The organism is Janthinobacterium rivuli, assembly GCF_029690045.1.
GTDB classification, from domain to species: Bacteria; Pseudomonadota; Gammaproteobacteria; order Burkholderiales; family Burkholderiaceae_D; genus Janthinobacterium; species Janthinobacterium rivuli.
The window spans coordinates 1,637,292-1,659,768 of sequence record NZ_CP121464.1 but is presented as its reverse complement, the minus strand read 5'-3'; the positions used below and the strand labels follow the sequence as shown (position 1 = coordinate 1,659,768).

The 22,477-nt window shown below is 61.6% G+C and carries 22 protein-coding genes; 5 read left to right on the top strand and 17 right to left on the bottom strand.

All coding sequences use genetic code 11. The features are described 5' to 3' along the window. Positions 1–115: 115 nt before the first annotated feature. Positions 116–1,426, top strand: coding sequence for a tetratricopeptide repeat protein (locus P9875_RS07395; RefSeq protein ID WP_035825436.1), 1,311 nt, complete (start codon positions 116–118; stop codon positions 1,424–1,426). 81 nt (positions 1,427–1,507) lie between these two features. Continuing rightward, positions 1,508–2,710, top strand: a complete 1,203-nt coding sequence (locus tag P9875_RS07390; RefSeq protein ID WP_278317968.1) for a DUF5009 domain-containing protein — start codon at positions 1,508–1,510, stop codon at positions 2,708–2,710. Here P9875_RS07390 and P9875_RS07385 read toward each other — a convergent pair. The 3 genes from P9875_RS07385 to P9875_RS07375 form a co-directional block, all read right to left on the bottom strand. Beyond that, positions 2,707–3,819: an acyltransferase family protein gene (locus tag P9875_RS07385; protein WP_278317967.1), complete on the bottom strand. Its 1,113-nt coding sequence runs from the start codon at positions 3,817–3,819 to the stop codon at positions 2,707–2,709. The two genes, P9875_RS07390 and P9875_RS07385, sit on opposite strands and share 4 nt — an antisense overlap. Then, positions 3,816–5,141: a glycoside hydrolase family 18 protein gene (locus P9875_RS07380; RefSeq protein WP_278317966.1), complete on the bottom strand. Its 1,326-nt coding sequence runs from the start codon at positions 5,139–5,141 to the stop codon at positions 3,816–3,818. The genes P9875_RS07385 and P9875_RS07380 overlap by 4 nt, the downstream gene beginning before the upstream one ends. Positions 5,142–5,263: 122 nt before the next feature. Continuing rightward, a complete protein-coding gene (locus P9875_RS07375; protein ID WP_278317965.1) occupies positions 5,264–7,939 on the bottom strand; it encodes a TonB-dependent receptor in 2,676 nt (891 codons plus the stop codon). Positions 7,940–8,327: 388 nt separating this feature from the next. Between P9875_RS07375 and P9875_RS07370 the strand changes: the two genes are divergently transcribed. Then, positions 8,328–9,068, top strand: a complete 741-nt coding sequence (locus tag P9875_RS07370; RefSeq protein WP_035825427.1) for a GntR family transcriptional regulator — start codon at positions 8,328–8,330, stop codon at positions 9,066–9,068. Positions 9,069–9,261: 193 nt separating this feature from the next. Here P9875_RS07370 and P9875_RS07365 read toward each other — a convergent pair whose 3' ends face one another. The 10 genes from P9875_RS07365 to rpsP all read right to left on the bottom strand — a co-directional run bounded on the left by P9875_RS07365 (position 9,262) and on the right by rpsP (position 16,650). Next, entirely contained in the window at positions 9,262–10,737 is a 1,476-nt protein-coding gene (locus P9875_RS07365; protein WP_278317964.1) for a nitrilase-related carbon-nitrogen hydrolase, read from the bottom strand. Beyond that, positions 10,734–11,552, bottom strand: a complete 819-nt coding sequence (locus tag P9875_RS07360; protein WP_176390812.1) for an AraC family transcriptional regulator — start codon at positions 11,550–11,552, stop codon at positions 10,734–10,736. Before P9875_RS07360 ends, P9875_RS07365 begins: the two co-directional genes overlap by 4 nt. Before the next feature lie 78 nt (positions 11,553–11,630). Continuing rightward, a complete protein-coding gene (locus tag P9875_RS07355) occupies positions 11,631–12,080 on the bottom strand; it encodes a CBS domain-containing protein (RefSeq protein WP_070221849.1) in 450 nt (149 codons plus the stop codon). Between the two features lie 81 nt (positions 12,081–12,161). Continuing rightward, positions 12,162–12,497, bottom strand: a complete 336-nt coding sequence (locus P9875_RS07350; RefSeq protein ID WP_029496213.1) for a DUF3579 domain-containing protein — start codon at positions 12,495–12,497, stop codon at positions 12,162–12,164. A gap of 224 nt (positions 12,498–12,721) precedes the next feature. Then, positions 12,722–13,681 carry a CobD/CbiB family protein gene (locus tag P9875_RS07345; protein WP_035825418.1) on the bottom strand — a complete coding sequence of 320 codons (960 nt, stop codon included), beginning with the start codon at positions 13,679–13,681 and terminating at the stop codon, positions 12,722–12,724. A gap of 97 nt (positions 13,682–13,778) precedes the next feature. Further along, entirely contained in the window at positions 13,779–14,438 is a 660-nt protein-coding gene (locus P9875_RS07340; RefSeq protein WP_099400852.1) for a CoA pyrophosphatase, read from the bottom strand. Positions 14,439–14,515: 77 nt separating this feature from the next. Beyond that, the gene (rplS, locus tag P9875_RS07335) at positions 14,516–14,899 is read right to left on the bottom strand and encodes a 50S ribosomal protein L19 (RefSeq protein ID WP_035825414.1); all 384 of its coding nucleotides are present in this window, start codon (positions 14,897–14,899) and stop codon (positions 14,516–14,518) included. Between the two features lie 131 nt (positions 14,900–15,030). Further along, complete coding sequence (gene trmD, locus P9875_RS07330) at positions 15,031–15,777, bottom strand: tRNA (guanosine(37)-N1)-methyltransferase TrmD (protein ID WP_278317963.1); 747 nt, start codon at positions 15,775–15,777, stop codon at positions 15,031–15,033. Positions 15,778–15,827: 50 nt separating this feature from the next. Further along, a complete protein-coding gene (rimM, locus tag P9875_RS07325) occupies positions 15,828–16,385 on the bottom strand; it encodes a ribosome maturation factor RimM (RefSeq protein ID WP_034759867.1) in 558 nt (185 codons plus the stop codon). Positions 16,386–16,398: 13 nt separating this feature from the next. Further along, on the bottom strand, positions 16,399–16,650 hold the full coding sequence (rpsP, locus tag P9875_RS07320) for a 30S ribosomal protein S16 (protein ID WP_010395524.1): 252 nt from the start codon (positions 16,648–16,650) through the stop codon (positions 16,399–16,401). Positions 16,651–16,927: 277 nt separating this feature from the next. On the opposite strand from rpsP, the gene P9875_RS07315 reads away from it, so the two are divergent. Further along, positions 16,928–17,362 carry an NINE protein gene (locus P9875_RS07315; protein WP_278317962.1) on the top strand — a complete coding sequence of 145 codons (435 nt, stop codon included), beginning with the start codon at positions 16,928–16,930 and terminating at the stop codon, positions 17,360–17,362. Positions 17,363–17,487: 125 nt separating this feature from the next. Next, positions 17,488–18,114 (top strand): glycine zipper 2TM domain-containing protein, encoded by a 627-nt coding sequence (locus tag P9875_RS07310; protein ID WP_278317961.1) that lies wholly within the window; start codon positions 17,488–17,490, stop codon positions 18,112–18,114. A gap of 139 nt (positions 18,115–18,253) precedes the next feature. Here P9875_RS07310 and P9875_RS07305 read toward each other — a convergent pair whose 3' ends face one another. The 4 genes from P9875_RS07305 to P9875_RS07290 form a co-directional block, all read right to left on the bottom strand. Then, positions 18,254–20,044: an acyl-CoA dehydrogenase gene (locus P9875_RS07305; RefSeq protein ID WP_278317960.1), complete on the bottom strand. Its 1,791-nt coding sequence runs from the start codon at positions 20,042–20,044 to the stop codon at positions 18,254–18,256. Positions 20,045–20,136: 92 nt separating this feature from the next. Then, positions 20,137–21,069, bottom strand: a complete 933-nt coding sequence (locus P9875_RS07300) for an electron transfer flavoprotein subunit alpha/FixB family protein (RefSeq protein ID WP_278317959.1) — start codon at positions 21,067–21,069, stop codon at positions 20,137–20,139. 42 nt (positions 21,070–21,111) lie between these two features. Next, positions 21,112–21,861 (bottom strand): electron transfer flavoprotein subunit beta/FixA family protein, encoded by a 750-nt coding sequence (locus P9875_RS07295; protein ID WP_099379460.1) that lies wholly within the window; start codon positions 21,859–21,861, stop codon positions 21,112–21,114. A gap of 243 nt (positions 21,862–22,104) precedes the next feature. Continuing rightward, positions 22,105–22,362: a sulfurtransferase TusA family protein gene (locus P9875_RS07290; protein WP_225317265.1), complete on the bottom strand. Its 258-nt coding sequence runs from the start codon at positions 22,360–22,362 to the stop codon at positions 22,105–22,107. Positions 22,363–22,477: the final 115 nt, after the last annotated feature.

The following is a 22,477-nucleotide window of genomic DNA, read 5'->3' as shown; positions in this document are numbered from 1 at the left end:
CAGACTGGCAGAATGATGTTTTTTCGAGCTTCCTTGCCCCTCTGGCAAAGCCACTACCCGATGTTGCGGCTGCCAGTGCAGGTGCGTATTTTTGTTATTGATTGAAGGATAACCCATGTCCCAATTCCGTCTTGCCCGTCTTAGTCTGCTCCTGGCCGCCATCGGCCTCAATGTCCTGCCATCCCTGTCGCATGCGCAGGATGCCAAGCCAGCCGCCGCCGCTGCCGCTCCGGCCGACTCCGTGCGCCCTGAAGTGTTCAAGCTGCTCGATCCGACCGTCGTGAAGGCATCGATGGATGCCAAGAACTACGCCGACGTGCAAAGCCGCATCGACCAGGCTGCCGCCATTCCGGCCCTGACGCCGTATGAAACGTTCGTGCTGAACCGCCTGCGCGTGGCGCTGGCCTCGACCACCAACAATGCACCGATGGCCATGACGGCGCTGGAAGCGGTGATCGAATCGGGCAAGCTGGACAAGAAATCGGAAGGCGACTTCATCCAGGCACTAGCGAACTACCACTACAACGCCAAGGATTACCCGAACGCCATCAAATGGTTCACCCGTTACCAGACGGCAACGGGAGACGTGGCCACCGTGCGTCCCTACATCATCCGCGCCTATTACTTCAGCAACGATTTCGCGCGCGCCAAGCAGGAACTGATGGCCGACGTGACGGCCAAGCAGCAAGCGGGCAAGACGCCAAGCATCGAAGAACTGCAGTTGCTGGCCAACACGGGTTCGAAAAGCAAGGATCCAGCCACCTACCTGATCGCCATGGAAAACCTGGTGCGCTACTACCCGTCGGATGACTACTGGAGCGACCTGCTGGGCCGCCTGCAAGGCAAGGCCGGCTATTCCGACCGCTTCGCGCTGGACGTGCTGCGCCTGCAATTCCAGGCCGTCGGCACCATGCCGCCACAGGACTACAGCGACATGGCTGAAATCGCCTTGCAGAACGCCTTCCCGACGGAGGCGAAAAAAGTCCTCGACGCCGGCTTTGCCAAAGGCGTGCTGGGCACGGGCGCGAATGCCGCCAAGCACAAGAAACTGCGCGACCAGGCCAGCAAGGCTGCCGCCGACGATGCGAAAAACATCGCCAGCGGCGAAGCCTCGGCCATGAAGAGCAAGGATGGCACGGGCTTGATCAACCTGGGCTACGCCTTCGTGACGATGGACCAGTTCGACAAAGGTATCGACCTGATCCAGAAAGGCATCGCCAAGGGCGGCCTGAAGCGCGTTGAAGACGCCAAGCTGCGCCTCGGCTATTCCTACGCCATGGCCGGCAAGAAAGACGACGCCATCAAGGTGCTGGAAACGGTCAAGGGCGGCGACGGCGTGGGCGATCTGGCCCGCTACTGGATCCTGTGGCTGAACCGTCCTGCCACGGCAGCGGCACCGGCAGCAGCGGCAGCAGCGGCGCAGTAATTCCCGCTCCCGGCAGCACACGCAAGGCGGTTCCCGGCTCAGGCCGGGGCTGCTTTTTTTTCGACCTTTTTTCCTCCTTCCATGCCGCCAGCCACTGTCGCCACTGCCACCGCCGCCGAACGATTGACCAGCCTGGACGCCTTTCGCGGCTTCGTGATCGTCACCATGATCTGGGTCAACTACCTGGCCGGCATGCCCGGCATTGCCTGGTGGCTCGAACATGCGGGGCCGCGCGCGGACGGCATCACCGTGCCCGACCTGGTCTTTCCCGGCTTCCTGTTCATGGTCGGCATGGCCATTCCGCTGGCCTTGCAGCGCCATTGCGGCCACGTCACGCCAGCCTTGCTGGGGCGCCTGCTGTGGCGCTCCGCCAGCCTGATGCTGGCCGGCGTGGTGCTGGCGAATGCCTACCGCTACGATGCGCAGGCGGCGCTGCTGCCGCACGCCGTCTATGTCCTGTTGTTTTATATGGCCATGATCCTGCTGTGGCGCCAGGGCGCGGGCAAGCTGGAACTGGCCGCAGGCAGCATCCTGATGCTGTTCCTGCTGGCGACGTTCCGCGGCGGATTGAATGCGGAATTTTCCAGCACCTGGCTGCAACCGTCATGGTGGGGCATCCTCGGCATGATCGGCTGGGCGTATCTGCTGTGCAGCTTGCTGTACCTGGCGTGCCAGGGCAACGGTACGGCGCTGATGGGCGTGTTTGCCCTGCTGATCACGCTGTACATGGGCGGCACGGCGGGCAGCCTGGATTTCCTGCCGGCGGGTATCAACGGGTTTGTCAACGTGCCGCAAGTGCTCGGTTCGACGGCGGCCAATGTGCTGGCCGGCACCCTGGTGGGCCAGCTGTTCCTGCGCGGCGCCGCCCTGAGCCATGCCCAGAGGATACGTTTCATGGCGTGGTTCGCGCTGGGCCTGCTGGCGGCGGGCATGCTGCTGCGCCCGTATCACCACATCAACAAGATCGCGGCAACGGAATCCTACACGCTCGTGTGCAGCGCCATCATCCTGGCCCTGTTCCTCGTGTTTTATGTCGTCATCGACGTGTGGCGCTGGCGCGCCTGGGCGGTGGTGCTGTTGCCTGCCGGAACAAATGCCCTGTTCGCCTACATCGTGCCCGACCTGTGGCAGCAACTGGCGGCCGTGCTGCACCTGCCGCACTTCTGGTGGCCGTATCTTGAAACGGGCGGCGCGGCCGGCCTGTGGAATGCCGCCGCCGTCACCGCCCTGATGTTGCTCTTCACCGCCCTGGCCACGCGTTACGGCCTGAAGCTGAAGTTCTAGACTTTGATGTAGATCTTGCGCTTGTCCATGCCGTAGGCAATCAGCCAGCACAGCAGCATGAAGCTGACGGCAAACAGCATGGACCCCACGCGCGCCGGTGCCCAGCCCGTAAACCAGTGCGTGTACAGCCACTGGTACAGATTGCCGCCGCCGATGCGCACGGTAAACGCGATGATCACCAGCACTTCCGACACCAGGTAAATGAAGAGCGTGTTCTTGCCGAAGACTTCAAAGAAATACGTCCAGCCAGTCATTTGACGTACGTCAATGATGTACATCAGCAGCGCCAGCAGCAGCAAGTCCAGGCCAATACCCAGCATCACGTAAGAGCTGGTCCACAGCTTCTTGTTGATCGGAAACACTTCATTCCAGCACAGGGCCACGGCCACGCAGATGACGCCAGCCACGGCCAGCTGATACAGGCTCGAACGCAGCTGCGCCGGCGCCGTCTGGCGCAGGAAACTGCCCGCCAGATAGCCGGCAATCACATTGACGATAGCAGGCAAACTGCCGAGGATGCCTTCCGGATCGAAGGCGATGCCTTCGCCATGGTACAGATGGCTGTCGCCCAGCAAGATCAGGTCCAGCTTGGCGGGCGCGTTGCCGTGCAAGCTGTAATCGCCCCAGGTCGCCAGGATGGCCCAGTAACCGAGCAAGGCGCAGGCGCTGAACACCAGCGCGCCGCGCGTCTTCCAGTAATGCAGGATCAGGGCGGCGGCCAGGTAGCACACGGCGATGCGCTGCAGCACGCCGGGGATGCGCGTGTGCGACAGCGGCGACCAGGCGAACTGGCCCGCATCGTCGAGCTTGAAGAAAGGGAACCAGTACAGCAGGAAGCCCAGTAAAAAAATCAGCGCGCTGCGCTTGCACAGCCTGGCCAGCACGGCGCCATGGCCCAGATGTTCATATTTCCCCAACGCAAACGCCAGCGCATTGCCGACGACAAACAAAAAGCTGGGGAAGACCAGGTCCGTGAGGGTAAAACCATGCCATTCGGCATGCAGGAACGGCGCATACACGCTGCCCCAGTCGCCCGGCGTATTGACGACGATCATCAGTGCGACGGTCAGGCCGCGCAGGACGTCGAGGGCGAGGTAGCGCTGGTTCATGGCTGCGCCCCCTTCAGGATGGGCGCCATGGCCGTACCCAGCACATGCTGCGCATCGCCGCTCAATTCCCAGAACATGCCGCCACGCAAGCCCTTGTCACGGATATAGCGCACTTTATGCGCCACAGATTGCGCATCTTCATAGCTGATGAACACGCCGCTGTCGCGGTTGTACAGATACGGTACTTGCGACGCGGCATTCCAATGGCGCTGGAAGCCCCGCGCGCCCTCGCCCTCGGCCAGGTAGCCTTGCTCCTGCAGATACCGGTAAGTAAATGTCGGCGTAGCGTCGTTGCCGCTGGCGGCGCCCTCGCAAGGTTGGTACAAGCCATCGCCGCGAGGACCGGCGGCGCACTGCTTCCAGCCATAGCCATAAAAGGGCACGCCCAGCACCAGCTTGGCGGCAGGCACGCCGGCGCGCAGGAAGCGCGTCACGGTGGCGTCCGCATACAGCTGCTTGTCGCGCTGCGGGTCGGCGGGGTCGGCATGCAGGGGCGCCAGCTGGCCACTCTCGGCATCCCACACGCCGCGGTAGTCATACGTCATCAGGTTGATCCAGTCCAGCTGCGCCGCCAGGCGGACGATCCAGCCGGGCGAAGCGTCGCTGTCGTCGCTCAGGCTGGCATGCGCGCCGGCGGCGATGGTGATCAGGTAATGGCGGCCGGCATCCTGCTTGCCGGCCTGCTCGAAGGCGCTGCGCAGTTCGCTCGCGAGGCGCACATAGTTTTCCTTGTCGTCGGCGCGATGGCAGAGCTTGCCTTCGATACAGGGAATCCCCCCCGTGGCCGGATGTTCCCAGTCGATATCGACGCCATCGAGGCCATGCCGGCGTACCAGTTCCAGCGCGGAGGCGATGAACGCCTGGCGTGCGGCCGGCGTGGCGGCCACGTCCGAAAAGCGGTTCGACCAGATCCAGCCGCCCACCGACAGCAGGACGCGCAACCGCGAATGACTTTGCTTGAGCGCATTGAGCTTGCGCAAGTTGTCGGCATCAGCTTGCGGCGCCGGCAGGACGATGCTGCCATTGGCCGGCCGGGACGGCTGGCCCTGCGCATCCAGGCAGGCGCTCACGCCGCCGCCCTCCGGTGCGGGATTGCCATGTTCGCCATCCCAGCAGATGTCGGCGAACGCGTACTGGATCAGGCTGACATTGCCAGCGCGAATATTGTGCTCGTTAACGGGAAAATCGGCCGATTTCCAGCCGGGATAATACGCCACCACTTCCGGCGCGAAAGCCGGCGCGGCAGGAGCGGAAGGACTGGCGGAGGCGGCGGCCAGTGGCAGTGCGCAGGCGAAGCAAGCCAGCATTGCGTGTAATGTCATCGGAGGTATCCCACCCTATAAAAAATCCATCTTGCAATAAAAAAATGGCGGAGCCAGCTGCGCTCCGCCATTGTCATGCCATCCCGGGTGTCCGCCGGGAGGCATTAACCAAGTAAAACGTCTTACATCTTGCCACGCAGGCCGAAGAATACCTGGCGGCCATTCTTGTAGAACGCGCGCGGCTGGTCTTTGGTCGAGGCATACGATTTCAACAGCGGATTGTTCAAGTCCTTGCCTTCCAGCGACAGGGTCAGGAACTCGTTGATGTTGTAGTTGACGGAAGCCGAAACGGTGGCGACGTCATCCTGGTAAATGGCGCTCTTGCGATCCAGGCCGTTCAGGAAGGCGGAACGGAAGCTGTAGTTCAGGCGCGCGCTCCATTTGGCATTTTCAAAGAAGCCCGACAGGTTGTACGAGTTCTTCGACGTGCCGACCATATCGCAGTTGCCTTCATCGGCGCACGCCGATTTTGGCGCCGCTTGCGTTTCCTTGCCGTCAGCATAGGTGTAGTTGGCGCTGAAGCCGAAACCATTGCTCAGGTCCTGGGTGTACTGCAGTTCCACGCCACGCACGCGCGCCTTGGTATTGACGGCGGCGCTCATGTTGTAGTTGGTTACGCGACCCAGAGTCGTGTTGTAGTACTGCGCCACCGACGAGCCGTAGGTGACATACGAACCCAGTTTCATCTGATACAGGTTCACGGCGATCAGCGACTTCGGCATGAAGTACCATTCCACGCCCGCATCGACGTTGTTCGACATGATCGGCTTCAGGTTCGGATTGCCGCCGGAACCGGACATCGTCAAGTCGTTCAGGCTCAAGGCACCCAGTGCGCCAAAGTCAGGACGCGCCATGGTGCGGCTGGCCGCGCCGCGCAACACGACATTCTTCGCCAGGTCCGTGCGCAAGTTCACGCTCGGCAGGAAGTTATTGTAGGTATTCGAGGTGAGGGTTGGTTTCCACACGGTGTTCGGCGATGCATTGGCCACGTCGATCTCGGTCTTGACATAACGCACACCGAAGTTACCTTGCACGTCGGCAAAGTTCAGGTCACCCATGACGTAGGCGGCATTGGCCTTTTCCGTCATCTGGAATTCGCCCTGGTAAGCATGCCTGTCGTACGTCACGTACTTGTCGCCCCACTCCTTCATCGAGGAACCGCTGAAGGTCCAGGGATTCTGCAGCACGTTGGCCAGGGGACTGGTCGGGAAACGCGTCAAGCCTTTCGGCACATTTTCCAGCAGACCGGCGCCCGCTCCATAGGTGCCTTCGAGCGCGGTCAGGGAACGGTCATGCTTGGCGGTACGCAGACCAAAACGGATGGTCGGCACGGCATCCCATACGGTGCTGTAGGCACCATCGACCTGGCCATAGTTTTCCTTGTCACGCGTGGTGGTGTCCGTTGCCCAACCGGTGAAGAACGGGGCGCCGGTGCGCGGATTCAAGGTCGCGGCATTGTCGATGACGACATTGGCCGGCGCATCGGTGCCATGCATGGTCAGACTGCTGCCCGAATAGGCCAGCCAGCCTTCATACGCGTAGTCGCGGGCGTGGCCTGTGCCGCGCGTGGTACCGACCTGGCCAGTAAACTTCAGGTTGGCGTTGGCGCGGTACTTGAAGTTAAAGTCGACAAATTTCGAATCGCTGTAGGAACCTGGACGGGCAATGATGTCCTGCACCGAGGCGCCCATTTCCGAGCAATCGGCGACCGGGCACTTCGACGGGAAGGCGATCGACGTAATCGTGTTGCCCTTGAGCGTGTACGACGACGGGATGGCGCCACCCACGTTGCTCCAGTTATTCGACAGGACTTGATACGGCGCCAGCATGAAGTTGGTATTGACGTTGTCCGCATCGAGGCGGGTGTAGAAGCCGTTGACGTTGAAGCTCAGGTCGTTCGATACCTTGTATTCGATGTCCAGCGAGCCGCCCTTGCGCTGGCGCTTCTGCTCAAACAGCGATGAACCGGTCAGGAATGACAAAGACTTGCCTGCGATTGAAGGATTGGCGGCAATCCAGGCTTTCGCATTCGTGTCGTCAAGCTTTTCCCACCACAGGAATTCCTGGCCCTGGCGGCGCAAGGTGCGTTTTTCGTTAAACACCTGCAGCAAGATACCCAGGTCGTTGGCGTCGTTCTTCCAGTTGATCAAGCCGCTGACTTGCGCATCGGTTTTCTTGGACGATTCCGTGTAAGCGCCTTCAATCGAACCCATCAGGGTCAGATTCTTCTTGAAGCTCAAGGGCTTGCGGGTTTCGATATTGACATTGCCGGCGGCGCCGCCTTCGATCAGGTCCGCTTGCGAGCTTTTGTGTACGGTGACGCGGCCGATCAGCTCGGACGGGAACATGGAGTAGCTGACGCTGCGGCCGCCGTTCGTGATATTCGAGATATACCAGTCGCCGCTCGACACGGTGTGGCCGTTCAGGGTGGTCAAGGTCAGGTTCGACGGCGTGCCTTTCAGGCTGACGCGGTCATTGTCGCCAAAGCCGCCTTCGGAGCCGCCTGCCGTGGCGACGGACACGCCAGGGATGCGCTGCAGCGAATCGGCAACGCTCTTGTCCGGCATCTTGCCCACGTCTTCGGCCGTGACGACTTCGACCAGGGAGTCGGAATTACGCTTTTGATTGAGCGACTGGGCCATTGCGGCGCGCACGCCGGTTACCACCACAACACTTGAATCCGGCTGCACTGCTTCCTGCGCCTGGGCGGCAAAACTCGCACCCAGTACCATCAACCCCACGGCTGCCGCGATAGGCGTCAGGCGCGTTACACCGCTAGCTGTCAAATTGCGTTTCATGTACTCCCCCTTGATTTAGGCTCCAGGATTGGAACCTTTTCATTTTTAATGTAGGTCTTCTTTCCAGCCCGCCCACTCTCGCCGGCATGCTGCAGACCCTTCGGCACAACCACTTACAAAACCAATTCAACGCCAATATACTACTATCCAATACCAGAACACTACCAGTTGCAACTTTTTTTTTATAACGTTGCTTGAATCACACAGACCACTTTATCCAAATCAATCCGTAGCCCGTATGAGCCGGTTAAATACCTGTGAGGCAGGGCATAAATTGCTGGCCTGATAATTCAAATTGGTTTTATAACGGCCTTTTTTGGTATTATCCAGCGACACAAAACAGATACAGAGCGCGTCTGCAACGCGCCGTAACGGAGACCCTCAGCGTATGACCACCCTGGCTCACATCATGCAAGGCCTGGGGCAGACGAGTAGCCTGCCCCTGTACCAGCAACTGCAGCGCGCGCTGCGCGAAGCGATCGACAAGCGCATCCTCGGCCCAGAGGAAGCCCTGCCGGCCGAGCGCCAGCTGGCCAGCGACCTGTCCGTCTCGCGCATCACCGTGCGCAAGGCCATCGATGGCCTCGTCAACGAGGGCTTGCTGGTGCGGCGCCCCGGCTCGGGCAATTTCATCAATACGCGCATCGAGAAAAATTTCGCCAAGCTGACCTCGTTTTCCGAGGACATGCGGGCGCGCGGACGCACGCCGCGCAGCGTGTGGCTCAAGCGCGCGGAGGGCACCGTCACGCCGGAAGAGGCCTTGCGCCTGCGGCTGTCGCCGGGCGCGCCCGTGTACCGCTTCCACCGCATCCGCTATGCGGACGAAATACCGATGTGCCTGGAGTACGCGACCATCGTCGCCAGTTGCCTGCCGGCGCTCGACGCAGTCGACGTATCGATGTATGACGCGCTGGAACAGGCCGGCAACCGGCCCGTGCGCGCCTTGCAGCGGCTCAGCGCGCTTTTGTTGACGGGGGAACAGGCCAGCCTGTTGCAGGCGGAGGAAGGCGACGCGGGCTTGTCGGTGGAAAGGCTGGGCTTTTTGCGCGATGGCCGCGCCGTGGAATTTTGCCGCTCCTACTTCCGCGGCGATATGTATGACTTCGTGGCGGAATTAAGTACCAATTAATACCAGATGGCCGAATTTCTCAATACCAGATAACACCACTTATTGCAGTGCAATATATATGCCGGTATCTCGCCGAATATATGCACGGCGATGGTGCAATCATCGGCGGCGATTATGTGGCTGCCTGCGCGGAATATAAAATAAGGCCGTGCAATACGCTTTTGCGCATTGCAACAAAACAGAGCCTTATGCCTCAGGCAGCGGGCGCGGCGCGGCGGCCCATGCACAGCAGGATCACGCTTAGCGCCACGCACAGCCAGCCGAATAGCGGCCCCAGCCATCCAGCCCAAGTGGCAATAGACGGCTGCGCCGGCAGCGGCGCCAGCAAGGTGCTGCCCGGCATGGCGCTGCTGGCCCGTTCCACCAGTACGCGGCCATACGCATCGCTGACCGTCAGCACGCCCTCGCGCGCCGCGCGCAGCACGGCGTAACCGTTTTCCACGCCGCGCACGACCGTCATGCGCGCGCCCATCCAGGCGTCCAGTTGAAAATCCCAGGCCGGCACCAGCATCGCCTGCGCGCCGGCCGCGCCATACGTCTGCCCCAGGGAGGCAAAATGCATGTCCTTGCAGATGGCCAGGCCCATGGCCTGCCCCGCCACCGGCTGCACGGCATATGCGCTACCGGCAAGAAACTCGCGCTCGGGCGGCGCCAGATGCTGTTTCTGATAGCTGACGGGCACCGCGCCATCGGGCGCGAACAACCAGGCCAGGTTGCGCCGGCCGGCGGCGTCCTGCACGCCAATCCCCACGGTGATCCACGCGCCCGTGCCGCGCGCCAGCGCCTGGAAACGCTGCCGCACGGCGTCCGCCTGCGCGGGGTCCAGCACGGCGATCTTTTCCGGCAGCAGCACCAGCGTGGCACCCTGCCCGGCCAGCGCTTCGACGTGGCGCGCGTACTGGTCCCAGATGGCTTGCGCGCGCGCCGGCGGCGTGGCCGGGCCGATAAAGTCATCGATGGTCACCAGCCCCGCCAGCGGGCCGGACGGCGCAGGGGCGCCGTGCACGCGCCAGGCGCCACCGGCCCACGCGGCCGCCAGCAGCAGCACGGCTGTGCTCGCCGCTGGCACATACGCGCGGCCCCCGGCCAGCAGCAAGGCCAGCGCGGATGGCACCAGGCACAGCAAGAAAAGCAGGCCAGGCACGCCGGCCAGGGCCGCCACCTGCAACACGGCAATATTATCGGCTTGCGAATACGCGAGGCTGCCCCAGTTACCGTCCGGCAGCAATGCGGCCATCAGGGTATCGATGGCGACCCACAGCGCGGGATACGCCAGCACCGTCCAGCTTGCCCTGTAGCGCAGCACGAGGCGCCGCGTGGCCAGTACCACCAGCAGCCACAGCAGTGCCTTGACGGCGATCGCGGCCAGCACGGCCGGCAAAGGCATCAGCAGGCGGAAATAGGCAAGGTTCGACGACAAGCCGAGCACGGCGGCCAGGAACGTCATCCAGGCCGCATCGCGACGCGACGAGCGCAGGGCCAGCCACAGCACGGGCAGCGGCGCGCACCAGGCCAGCGGGCCCAGCGGCTGCGGTCCCAGCACCCAGTACAAAGGCACGCCGGCCGCCAGAGCGGCAGCGATTTGCAACAGGCGCTGGCGCAGCGCGGTGCCGCCGGCAAACAGGGCCGGCGCAGACAAGGTATTGGACAAGGTATTGAGCATGCTCATGCTTTCAAGGGGAGCCAGATTTCCACGCCGCCGATGCCGCTGGCGGGGTCGAACTGCTGGTCGTAACGTTCAAAATCGGGCGCGTCGGCCACTTCCAGGCCGGACTGGGGCAACCACTCGTTCCACACCGTATGCCAGGTGGCGCGGATGGTGGAAATGTGGCCGCGGTGATGAAACACGGCATAGCGCCGCGGCGCGATGCGCAGCCGCATCCAGCCCTCGGGGGCCTGGGAAAAGTCGCTCACCGGCATGGCGCACAGGTAATCGAAATTGCCCGCCTCGTCATTGTTGCAGCACACGCCATACACCAGCTGGCCGGGCGCCGCATGGGGCAGAAAGCGCTGCCACAGGGCGGGGATGCCGGCAGCCGTTTCGGCGCGATAACGTTCGACGAGGCCGGCCAGCAGCAAGGCGGGACCCTGCTCGAAACGCGGCGCTTCCAGGGCCACGCCAGGCGCCACATCCATTTTGATGGCGTCCACCAGCGCGAGGTTGGCAACGTGGCGCTGGGCCCGCACCTTTTCCGGCGTGATCTGGAACTGGTCGCGGAAGGCCCGTGTAAATGCCTCATGGGAACTGTAGCCGGCCTGCAGGGCGACGGCGAGGATGTCTTGCGCGCCCTGCGCCAGCGCGCGGGCCGCCTCGCTGAGCCGGCGCGCCCGCACATAGCGCATCACGGAGTGGCCCGTGGCCAGGCCAAACGCGCGCGTCAGGTGGCACGGCGAGGCGCCGCCCACGTGGGCGATGTCGCCGAGCGAAATATTTTGCGCATAATGCGATTCGATATACCAGAGTGCCTTGGCCAGAGTGTGCATGGACGCTTCCCGTTGAACGAGCAGCGACTGTAGCATTTTCAGGCAGGCGTGACTTGACCGGAATTGCGCAATACCGGCTTACTTTCTGGTGCGCTTTTCATGCACCAGCTGGCCGCTGCTGATACGCGCCAGCTCGGCCATCTCCTGGGCCAGGAAGGCCAGCAGGTCGTCGATGCTGACGACGCCGGAAAGCGCACCCAGGCTGTTGACCACGGGCAGGCGCCGGATGCCGTTGACGCGCATGCGTTCGATGATGTCGTAGACGTCTTCGTCTTCGCTGGCCGTGAGCAGCTGCGCGCTCATGATGTCGCCCACCAGCAGGCTGGCGGGGTCGAGGCCCAGGGCGATGACGGAAATGACGATGTCGCGGTCGGTGAGGATGCCGATGGGGACGCGCTCGCCGTTCGGCTGCTCGGCCACGATCAGGTCGCCCACGTGGTGCTGGCGCATCAGCAGCGCCGCGTCTTGCACGCTGGTGTCACGCTGGCAATGGATGGTGTGCAGGGTACAGATGTCGCCGATGCGCATGTCGCCACTCCGTTTGAGGCAGAGTGTCCACGCTACGCCAGCCCGCCGTGGCGGGTTTGAGGCACATCAATGAAACGAGTCTTACTTTTCTTCGGGGGGCGGCAGGAAGCAGGCTTCGACGATTTGCAGGTCGTTATCCTTGGCAAATTCGCGCACGAAGTGAAACGCCATCGGCTCGATCTCGCGCAACTTCGTGTTGACCACCACCGATTTGACGCCATTGACGACGGTCGGGCGCACGTAGGGCGAATACTGGAGGTGCGCATTGCGCCCGCCACCTTCGGGATTGAAACAGGACATCACTCCACAAAGGCGCTCGGCCCAATCGCTGGGTCGGAATTGCTTGCCATTGCTGGTGAGACCAAGGATGAAGAACTCGTCTGAGAGTTCCCCTGTTTTTTGAGATAACTCGGCCATGTGGCTTGTCGGGACTGGATTGCGTGAATGGCCCCGGCGGGTAAGCCGGGCTGGTAGTCAACTACGTTTGCTGCGGTAAGCCAGTATTATATCTTATAGAAGACTTGGGTTCTACCTCGATCTGCCCTGACGATGCAAACAGGGGCCGGCACGCCTAACGCGCCAGCCCCTATTTTAACCTTGTTCCACGCGCAAGGCGCATGGATGGCGCGTGTGCGCCCGCGTCAGCCGAGGAAAACGGCGCCCGACATCAACAACAGCAGCAGCATCCACAGCAGCAAGGCGCGCCAGACCAGGCCCACCGTGCTCTGCAAGGCGCGCGCGCCCGGCTCTTCGCCTGGCAGGATATCGCTTTCGCTGTCGCTGTCATCGACGGCCATGTCCGGCGTGACGAGCACGCGGGCCGCCGTTTCCGCTGGCGTGCCCAGGCGTACGCCCATGGCGCCGCCGCCGGCCGTCAGGATGATGCCGATGGCCTCGTCCTGCCAGCGCTGGGCGAAATTGCGCCAGGCGTAGATGGCATCCTCGAAATTGCCGACCACGGCAAACGCCACGGCCGTCAGGCGCACGGGGATCCAGTCGATCCAGTAAAAGGCGCGCGCGGCGAACTGGCCGAACGCTTCATTGCGCATGTGCTCAGGCTCGTTCCAGGCGCGCGCCAGGTATTCGGCCACGCGGTACATCACGGCGCAGGCAGGACCCACCGGCATCAGGAACCAGAAGAACACGCCAAACACATTGCGGTGCGTCGTGATCAGGGCTTTTTCCACGGCGATGCGGGCGATTTCGCTTGCTTCCATGCCTACCGTGTCGAGTTTGGTCCACTCGCCCAGCAAGGTGCGCGCGGACGCTTCGTCGCCGGCGCTCAGGGCCAGCTGGATCGAGGTGAAATAATGGCTGTAGTGACGGAAGCCCAGGGTCAGGTAGACGATAAGGACGTTCCAGACGAAGGCCAGGGGGGTCAGCTGGTAATACCGCAAGAGCCAGTACACGCCTGCCGTCGGCACCATCAACGCACCGATCATGAGGAACCAGCCCATGCGGCCATGGTTGGCGTGGCCGGCATTGAACCAGGTCTCCATGCGCATCGCCAGGCTCTTGATTTCGGCGTAGATCGGATTGTCCGCGCGCAAAGGTTTGAGCTGCTCGATCAGCAATGCGCAAAGTATGGAGAGAAATGTCATCAAACGTCCTTTTTGTCTTTTTCAGCAATACCGCAATGCCCGCTACGATAGCGCAGTGCCGTGCTGGAATCAAACTTATTACGTGCGCGGCATCATTTTACGCGCGCAAGAGGTGAAACAGATTGCGCAGCATGCCGGCGGTGGCGCCCCAAATATAGAAGCGCTCATACGGCATCGCGTAGAACGAGCGCCGCCCGCCGGGCAATTCCACCGACAGGCGCTGATGGTTGAGGCCATCCATGAGGAAGGCCAGCGGCACTTCGAAAATTTCCGCCACTTCGGACGGGTCGGCGCGCAGCTCGAACGGCGGCGTCACCAGGCCCACCACGGGCGTGACCTGGTAGCCGGTGCCCGTCAGGTAGTCGGGCAGGCAGCCCAGCACTTCGATATGCTCGCGCGCCAGACCCACTTCTTCCTCCGTCTCGCGCAAGGCCGTGGCGACGGGCGACGCATCGAAGGCTTCGCTGCGCCCGCCGGGAAAGCTGACCTGGCCCGCATGGCTGCTCAGGTGATCCGTGCGCATGGTCAGCAAGATGGTCAAGCCCTGCGGGCGCTGCACCAGCGGAATGAGCACGGCGGCGCGCACGGGCACGGCGCGGGCGGACAGAAAATCCTGGGTCATCTCGGGCTGCCAGTCAGGCTGTTCGGCCAGGCGCTGGCGCAGCCAGTCCGGCGTCAGGCGCACGGCGTCCAGCGCCGCTTCGCCGGCGATCGAATCGATGGCGAGTTGTTTTGGATCAAATGCGATAGTGGCCATGGCAGCTTGCCTCAACAGCAATTCAGAATAAAAAAAGGGCGCCGCGAGGCACCCTTTTCCCAACGCAGACGCTGATATTACGCGCTTGCTTTCGCCACAACGCGGCGATTTGGCAATTTTTCTTTGATACGCGCCGATTTACCCGAACGCTCACGCAGATAGTACAGCTTGGCGCGGCGAACGTCACCACGGCGTTTCACTTCGATCGAAGCGATCAGCGGCGAGTACAGTTGGAACGTACGCTCAACGCCTTCGCCGGACGAGATCTTGCGAACGATGAAGTTCGAGTTCAGGCCACGGTTACGACGGGAGATAACGACGCCTTCGTAAGCCTGGGCGCGCTTGCGCGTACCTTCGACTACGTTGACGCTGACGATAACGGTATCGCCTGGTGCGAAGTCAGGAATCGATTTACCCAGACGGGCGATCTCTTCTTGCTCTAATTGTTGAATCAAGTCCATTTTATAACTCCGAAAACCATCATGCCGGCGCACTGTGGATAGCAAGTATCCGCCCGGTAGAGGATGGGTATTACCAATTTGGGCAACATGCCCGGCACTACTGGCCACCCTGCCGGCCGTCCGGAGACGGCTTACAGGCTGGCCAAGAATTTTTCGTCGGTCTTGCTGAGCAAGCCGGCGGCGCGCGCACTGACCAGCAGGTCAGGCCGCTTTGTCGCGGTCGCTTCCAGCATGCGCTGGCGGCGCCACTTGACGATCTCGGCATGATTGCCACCCATCAAGACGGGCGGTACGGCCATGCCTTCGTATGTTTCCGGCCGCGTGTAGTGCGGCGAATCGAGCAAGCCATTGACGAAACTGTCCTCGATGGCCGATGCCTCGGTGTTCAAGACACCCGGCAACAAGCGGATCACCGCATCCATCAGCGCCATGGCAGGCAATTCACCGCCCGACAACACGAAGTCGCCGACGCTGATTTCCTCGTCGACGCAACGGTCCAGCAAACGCTGGTCCACGGCTTCGTAGCGGCCACACAGGATCACCAAACCAGGTTCGGCTTTCAGCTGCGTGACGCGCTCGTGCGTCAACGGACGGCCTTGCGGCGACATGAACACCACGCGGGGCGCCGCCAGGCCCGATTCGGTCTGGCGTTGCTTCGCGGCATTGATTGTCGCTTCGAGGGGACGGGCCATCATCACCATGCCGGGGCCGCCGCCATACGGGCGGTCATCCACGGTACGGTGATTGTCGGTGGTGAAATCACGGGGATTCCACAGCGACAAGCCACATTTCCCCTGCTCGAAGGCGCGCCGGGTCACACCCGACTGCGTCAGCGCGGCAAACATTTCCGGGAACAGGGTCACGACATCAAATTGCATCGCTCACCATCCTGCAACGTTTGCCCGGCGCATTGTTAAGCGCAGGCGGTTTAATAATCGAGGCCCCAGTCGACCGTGATCTTGCTGGCAGCCTTGTCAACGTTAATGACAAACTGGCCAACAAACGGGATCAGGCGCTCAGGCGCCTTTTCAACGGTCTCATCGGCAGTGGCGACGGGCGTAACGCGCAAGATCGACTGCGGACCATTGCTCATCATGTCGTGCACTGTGCCGAGGCACTCGCCTTGCAAATTCTCGACTGTCAGTCCGATCAGATCGGACCAATAAAATTCATCGGCCGTCAGCGTCGGGAAATGGCTACGCGGAATTTGCACAGAGACGCCTTTCAGCGCTTCTGCGGCATCCCGCCCGACCACACCCACCAGCTGGGCCACGACGTCGCCGCCGTGTAACTTCGCTTGCCTGACTTGAACATCATGCAAGGTCGGTTTATCAAACCACCAGGTTTTGACGCTTAATAATGCATCCGCGTCGTCGGAGAAAGGAGTGATCCTGACTCCGCCAGCAATGCCATAAGCACCGGAGACATAGCCTACCTGTACCAGGTCATCGGGGACTTTCACCCCGGATGCAGTCTTGACCGTCAAACCAGTGATCTAATTAAGCTGCTGCTTTGTTGTTGCTAGCTACCAGGCGAGCAACGGTTGGCGACAATTGTGCGCCAACGCCTTGCCAGTAGGCCAGACGGTCTGCGGTGATACGCAGTGGAACTTCGCCACCTTGCGCCATCGGGTTGTAAAAACCGATACGCTCAATGAAGCGACCATCGCGGCGATTGCGCGAATCAGTAGCGACGATGTTGAAGAACGGGCGCTTCTTGGCGCCTCCACGAGCTAAACGAATAACGACCATAATATTTCCAAAAAGTGTGCTGAGGCGGAAAAAGCCGCAAATTATAGCGCGCTTTACCGCCAGGCAGCAAGCGTTATGATGACGGGCGTGTAATTTGGGCTAATCAAACATTATGACCAGTCATGGCCGAAGACGCAATAGGCGCGTGCGTCTATCGTGCCGGCCATGGCTTGGCATCAGGCGAAATCATTACATAAACGCCACAGGAAAGTGCTATCGTTGTGCGAGACGATGACCGATACTGGCAATCTTTACCGATGAGCAACTCTGGAGTCCCATGACCACCGCTACCATTTTGCAACAGTCGCACAAGAACAAGGCCTTCACGGCACTGCTGGCCTTCCTGCTGGGCATGCTGGGCGCCCACCGCTTCTACCTGCATGGCGCCAAGGACCGCTGGGGATGGCTGCACCTGGCCGCCCTGCCCGCCAGCTTGCTGCTGCGCCAGCTGTTTCCCGATGCCGACTGGTTTTATCAGATATTGCCGCTGACTCTGTCCGCCCTGGGCGGCTTCCTGCAAGCGCTGGTGCTGGGCCTGATGCCGGACGACAAATGGGATGCGCGCTACAACGCCACCTCCGGCCACCTGTCGGACACGGGCTGGCCCCTGGCCGTCGTGCTGGTCGCTACGTTGATGCTAGGCGCAGGCGTGCTGATCGCCACCATGGCGCGCCTGTTCGACTTGCTGTATACAGGCGGTGCCTACGGTTAATTTCCGCACGGAAACCAGCTCGACTCGCCCACATGTAAGTGTTGGTAAGCAATCATGATTTTCCTCTATACTGCATTCACAATGCCGACATTACTGGCACATTTAACACCCCCTAGGAGAAGATCATGATTCGTCGCCCATTCATCCTCGCAGTCGCCATCACGGCCCTGTTCAGCACTTCCGCCTTCGCGCAAAACCTGTCGCCGAAGGCGCAATACGCCTACGACACGAAGCAGGCCAGCACCCGCTATGCGGACGACAAGAAACTGTGTGCAGAAGAAAGCAGCTCGAAAGCGCGCATGCAATGCCTGCGCGACGCCAAGGGCGAATACGACCAGGCCATCATCAACGCCAAGGCCGCGCAAAAAGCCGGTAATTCCTACGCCAGCCAGCCTTCCAAGCAGCCACAGCACCAGATCTGCGCCGATTGCGGCAAGGTGCTGGCAGTCAACGTCGCTGAAAAGGCCGGTGAAGGCGGTGCGCTGGGCATGATCGGCGGCGGCGTGGCCGGCGCCCTGCTGGGCCGCCAGGTCGGCGGCGGACGCGGCAAGGATCTGGCCACCCTGGCCGGTGCCGCAGGCGGCGCTTTCGCGGGCAAGCAAGTCGAAGGCCACATGAAAAACAGCAAGGTATGGACCGTCACCGTGCAATACGAAACGGGCGCCAAGGCGGACTTCGCGTTTGACCAGGATCCAGGGCTGGCGGCTGGCGACCTGGTGCGCAATTCAGGTAATGGTATTGCCAGAAGGTAAGCTGAACCCAAGAGCAAGGACTGGGGTCGGACCCTGAGGGTCCGACCCCGGCACTTACGTTTGGGGTTAAAAAAAGCGCTGGAGAGTGATCTCCAGCGCTTTTTTGCATTCAGCCAGCTTCGGCTGGCCAAGTTTCAACTTAAAACTGCTCCTCCGACAGCGCCATCACGCCGGCGCTGCCGTCGATGATGGTGGCGCGCAGTCCTGGCGCTTGCGACAGGATGTGGTCGGCAAAGAAGCGCGCCGTGGCGATTTTTGCCTTGTAGAACGAAGCGTCGCCGCTGCCTTCTCCCAGCCTTTGCTGCGCCACCACAGCCGCGCGCGCCATTTGCCAGCCGCCCAGCACGATGCCGGCCAGCTTCAGATACGGCACACTGCCTGCGAACACGGCCTTGATGTCCGTCTTCATGTTCGCCACCACATACTCCACCACCGCTTCAAGCGCGGCACTGCCTTCGGCCAGGTGACGCTGCATGGCCTGGAAGTCGGCACCGGTCAGTTCGCCCAGCTGGGCTTCCGTGGCGCGCACCTGGGCGATGATGGCTTTCGCCACGGCACCGCCGTCGCGTACCGTCTTGCGGCCCACGAGGTCGTTGGCCTGGATGGCCGTCGTGCCTTCGTAGATGGTCAAGATTTTGGCGTCGCGGTAATGCTGGGCGGCGCCCGTTTCTTCAATAAAACCCATGCCGCCATGCACTTGCACGCCGTCGCGCGTGACGTCCTGCGACATTTCCGTGGCCCAGCCCTTGATCACGGGCACCAGGTATTCATAGGTCGCCAGGCTTTCCGCGCGCACGTCCGCCTCCGGATGGTGGTGCGCCACGTCGCTGATGGCCGCCCCCACGTAGGCCAGCGCGCGCGCCGCCTCCGTTTGCGAGCGCATGGACATCAGCATGCGGCGCACGTCCGGGTGATGGATGATGGACACCGGACCGGGCGAGCCAGCCAGGTCGCGCGACTGCACGCGGTCCTTGGCGAACGCCACGGCCTGCTGGTAGGCGCGCTCGGCCAGGCCGATGCCTTGCAGGCCCACGCCGAAGCGGGCCGCGTTCATCATGATGAACATGTATTCGAGACCGCGGTTTTCCTCGCCCACCAGCGTGCCGATGGCGCCACCGTGGTCGCCGAATTGCAGCACCGCCGTTGGGCTGGCCTTGATGCCCAGCTTGTGTTCGATCGACACGCAATGGGCGTCGTTGCGCGCGCCCAGGCTGCCATCGGCGTTGACGAGGAACTTCGGCACGATGAACAGGGAAATCCCTTTTACGCCGGCGGGCGCATCCGGCGTGCGGGCCAGCACCAGGTGGACGATGTTTTCCGCCATGTCGTGTTCGCCGTACGTGATGAAAATCTTCGTGCCGAACACTTTATAGGTGCCATCTTCCTGCGGCACGGCGCGCGTGCGCACGGCGGCCAGGTCGGAACCGGCTTGCGGCTCCGTCAAATTCATGGTGCCCGTCCATTTGCCGGATACCAGGTTTTCCAGGTAGACGGCTTTTTGTTCGTCACTGCCAGCCGTCAAGAGCGCTTCGATGGCGCCGTCCGACAGCAGGGCCACCAGGGCGAACGAGATGCTGGCCGAGTTGAGCATTTCGATGCATGGCGTGGCCAAGAGCTTGGGCAAGCCCTGGCCGCCAAATTCCGTCGGATGCTGCACGCCCTGCCAGCCCGCTTCGCCGTAGGCCTTGAATGCTTCCTTGAAGCCTTTCGAGGTAGTCACTTGCCCGTCGTGCCAGAAGCTCGGCTCCTTGTCGCTGGGGCCGTTCAAGGGGGCCACCACGCCGCCGCAGAACTTGGCGTTCTCTTCCAGCACGGCTTCGGCCGTGTCGGGCGTCGCGTCTTCGCAGCCAGGTAGCGTGTGGATTTCGGCCAGGCCGGCCAGTTCGTTCATCACGAACAACATGTCTTTCAGCGGGGCTTGATAGCTCATCTTCTTTTCTCCAAGAAAAAAGCCACGCGCGGCTCGCCGTGTGGGGCGGGCCGGCGTGGCTTTGTCAATAACAAAACCGGAAGGGGTGTGACTTAACCCAGTTCTTTGACCAGTTGCGGCACGATCTCGAACAGATCGCCCACGATGCCGTAGTCGGCCACGGCAAAGATCGGCGCTTCCGGATCCTTGTTGATGGCGACGATGGTTTTCGAGTCTTTCATGCCGGCCAGATGCTGGATCGCGCCCGAGATGCCGACGGCGATGTACAGCGATGGGGCGACGATCTTGCCCGTCTGGCCCACTTGCCAGTCGTTCGGCACGAAGCCGGCGTCGACGGCGGCGCGCGACGCACCCATGGCGGCGCCCAGCTTGTCGGCCAGCGGCTCCAGGATGTGGAAGTTTTCAGCCGAACCCATGCCACGGCCGCCCGACACGATGATTTTCGCGGCGGTCAGTTCAGGACGGTCGGACTTGGCCAGTTCGCGGCCGACGAAGGACGATTTGCCATTGTCGGCAACGGCGGCGACGGTTTCCGTGGCAGCCGAACCACCGGTGGCGGCAGCGGCGTCGAAACCGGTGGTGCGCACGGTGATGACCTTGACCTTGTCGCCAGATTGCACGGTGGCAATCGCGTTACCGGCGTAGATCGGGCGCTCGAAGGTGTCAGGGGAATCGACCTTGGTGATTTCCGAGATTTGCGCCACGTCCAGCTTGGCGGCCACGCGTGGCAGGATATTCTTGCCGTAGGCGGTGGCTGGCGCCAGGATGTGGCTGTAGTTGCCGGCGATGGCCAGCACTTGCTCGGCCACGTTTTCGGCCAGGCCGTCGGCAAAATATGGCGCGTCGGCCACGATGACTTTCGTCACGCCGGCGATTTGCGCGGCGGCAGCAGCGGCGGCCGATGCGTTCGAACCTGCGACCAGTACGTGCACGTCGCCGCCGCACTGGGCAGCCGCGGTCACGGTGTGGTGGGTGCTGCCCTTTAAGGTAGCGTTGTCGTGTTCAGCAATAACTAATGCGACCATGATGTGTCCTGTAATTGTTCTGGATAAACGGCGAGGCCGCGCTTAGATGACTTTGGCTTCGGTACGCAGCTTGGCGACCAGCGTAGCGACGTCCGGGACCTTGATGCCGGCCGAGCGCTTGGCTGGCTCGACGACTTTCAGGGTCTTCAGGCGTGGCGCAACATCGACGCCCAGGTCTTCCGGCTTGACGGTCTCGAGCGGCTTTTTCTTCGCCTTCATGATATTCGGCAAGGTCACATAGCGTGGCTCGTTCAAGCGCAGGTCGGTGGTAATGATCGCTGGCAAGGTCAATGCCAGGGTTTCCAGGCCGCCGTCGACTTCGCGGGTGACGGTGACTTTGCCGTCTTCCAGCACGACTTTCGAAGCGAACGTGGCTTGCGGCCAACCCAGCAGGGCAGCGAGCATCTGGCCGGTCTGGTTGCTGTCGTCATCGATGGCTTGCTTGCCCAGGATGATCAGTTGCGGCTGCTCTTTCTCGGCCAGGGCTTTCACCAGCTTGGCCACGGCCAGCGGTTCCAGTTCAGTCGTCGTTTCCACCAGGATGCCGCGGTCGGCGCCGATGGCCATGGCCGTGCGCAGGGTTTCCTGGCACTGCGTCACGCCGCAGGAGATGGCGACCACTTCAGTGACCTTGCCAGCTTCTTTCAGGCGCATCGCTTCTTCCAGCGCGATCTCATCGAAAGGGTTCATCGACATTTTGACGTTGGCGGTATCGACGCCAGTGCCGTCACTCTTGACGCGGACTTTGACGTTATAGTCGACCACGCGTTTGACGGGTACCAAGACTTTCATAGCTATGCCTTTGGGAAATTATAAAAATGACGGATCAAGTGCTGATTGTGCGTTCGATTATAAGAGAAATTTGAATCTTGAACCGAATTTAAGCACGATCGTGCGATTTTTTGTTAGAGCAATCCATCTAAACTGTCCAGCTTCGGGGATTTCAAGGGTGTCCGCCGCTACGCTGCAGGGCAGCAAAAGGGCTGGCTCAGGAAGGAAAACCAGGCCGCGCCACGGCGGCCCCGGCGGGCAGAATTATTTGCGTTGCATCAGAAAGACGAATTCAGTGCCCGTCTGCACGTGCGACAGCAGGGCATTGCCCGTTTGCTTGGCGAAAGCCTGGAAGTCGCGCACGGAACCGGGATCGGTTGCCATGATGCGCAGCACTTCCCCGCTCTGCAGCTCTGACAAAGCCTTTTTCGCCTTCAGAATCGGCAACGGGCAATTCAAGCCCCGCGCGTCGAGTTCTTTGTGAAATTCCATAATCTCGGTATCAAGTAGTGTGTCGCTCATCATCAATATCCCACCATTGTTTTGTTGTACTGATTTTCGACATACTACTCTAAATCAGGGGCATTGACGCGCTGCACCAAAATAGTTCATCGGCTGTTGTGGTGTCACAACGAGA

Coding starts and splice junctions, on each gene's coding strand:
- P9875_RS07290 (WP_225317265.1), bottom strand. CDS start 22,362: ATGAGCGACACACTACTTGATACCGAGATTATGGAATTTCACAAAGAA.
- rpsP (WP_010395524.1), bottom strand. CDS start 16,650: ATGGTCGTTATTCGTTTAGCTCGTGGAGGCGCCAAGAAGCGCCCGTTC.
- P9875_RS07315 (WP_278317962.1), top strand. CDS start 16,928: ATGACCACCGCTACCATTTTGCAACAGTCGCACAAGAACAAGGCCTTC.
- P9875_RS07300 (WP_278317959.1), bottom strand. CDS start 21,069: ATGGTCGCATTAGTTATTGCTGAACACGACAACGCTACCTTAAAGGGC.
- P9875_RS07305 (WP_278317960.1), bottom strand. CDS start 20,044: ATGAGCTATCAAGCCCCGCTGAAAGACATGTTGTTCGTGATGAACGAA.
- P9875_RS07295 (WP_099379460.1), bottom strand. CDS start 21,861: ATGAAAGTCTTGGTACCCGTCAAACGCGTGGTCGACTATAACGTCAAA.
- rplS (WP_035825414.1), bottom strand. CDS start 14,899: ATGGACTTGATTCAACAATTAGAGCAAGAAGAGATCGCCCGTCTGGGT.
- P9875_RS07380 (WP_278317966.1), bottom strand. CDS start 5,141: ATGACATTACACGCAATGCTGGCTTGCTTCGCCTGCGCACTGCCACTG.
- P9875_RS07355 (WP_070221849.1), bottom strand. CDS start 12,080: ATGCGCATCGGCGACATCTGTACCCTGCACACCATCCATTGCCAGCGT.
- P9875_RS07360 (WP_176390812.1), bottom strand. CDS start 11,552: ATGCACACTCTGGCCAAGGCACTCTGGTATATCGAATCGCATTATGCG.
- P9875_RS07395 (WP_035825436.1), top strand. CDS start 116: ATGTCCCAATTCCGTCTTGCCCGTCTTAGTCTGCTCCTGGCCGCCATC.
- P9875_RS07310 (WP_278317961.1), top strand. CDS start 17,488: ATGATTCGTCGCCCATTCATCCTCGCAGTCGCCATCACGGCCCTGTTC.
- P9875_RS07345 (WP_035825418.1), bottom strand. CDS start 13,681: ATGACATTTCTCTCCATACTTTGCGCATTGCTGATCGAGCAGCTCAAA.
- P9875_RS07350 (WP_029496213.1), bottom strand. CDS start 12,497: ATGGCCGAGTTATCTCAAAAAACAGGGGAACTCTCAGACGAGTTCTTC.
- P9875_RS07365 (WP_278317964.1), bottom strand. CDS start 10,737: ATGAGCATGCTCAATACCTTGTCCAATACCTTGTCTGCGCCGGCCCTG.
- P9875_RS07370 (WP_035825427.1), top strand. CDS start 8,328: ATGACCACCCTGGCTCACATCATGCAAGGCCTGGGGCAGACGAGTAGC.
- P9875_RS07390 (WP_278317968.1), top strand. CDS start 1,508: ATGCCGCCAGCCACTGTCGCCACTGCCACCGCCGCCGAACGATTGACC.
- P9875_RS07375 (WP_278317965.1), bottom strand. CDS start 7,939: ATGAAACGCAATTTGACAGCTAGCGGTGTAACGCGCCTGACGCCTATC.
- P9875_RS07385 (WP_278317967.1), bottom strand. CDS start 3,819: ATGAACCAGCGCTACCTCGCCCTCGACGTCCTGCGCGGCCTGACCGTC.
- P9875_RS07340 (WP_099400852.1), bottom strand. CDS start 14,438: ATGGCCACTATCGCATTTGATCCAAAACAACTCGCCATCGATTCGATC.
- trmD (WP_278317963.1), bottom strand. CDS start 15,777: ATGCAATTTGATGTCGTGACCCTGTTCCCGGAAATGTTTGCCGCGCTG.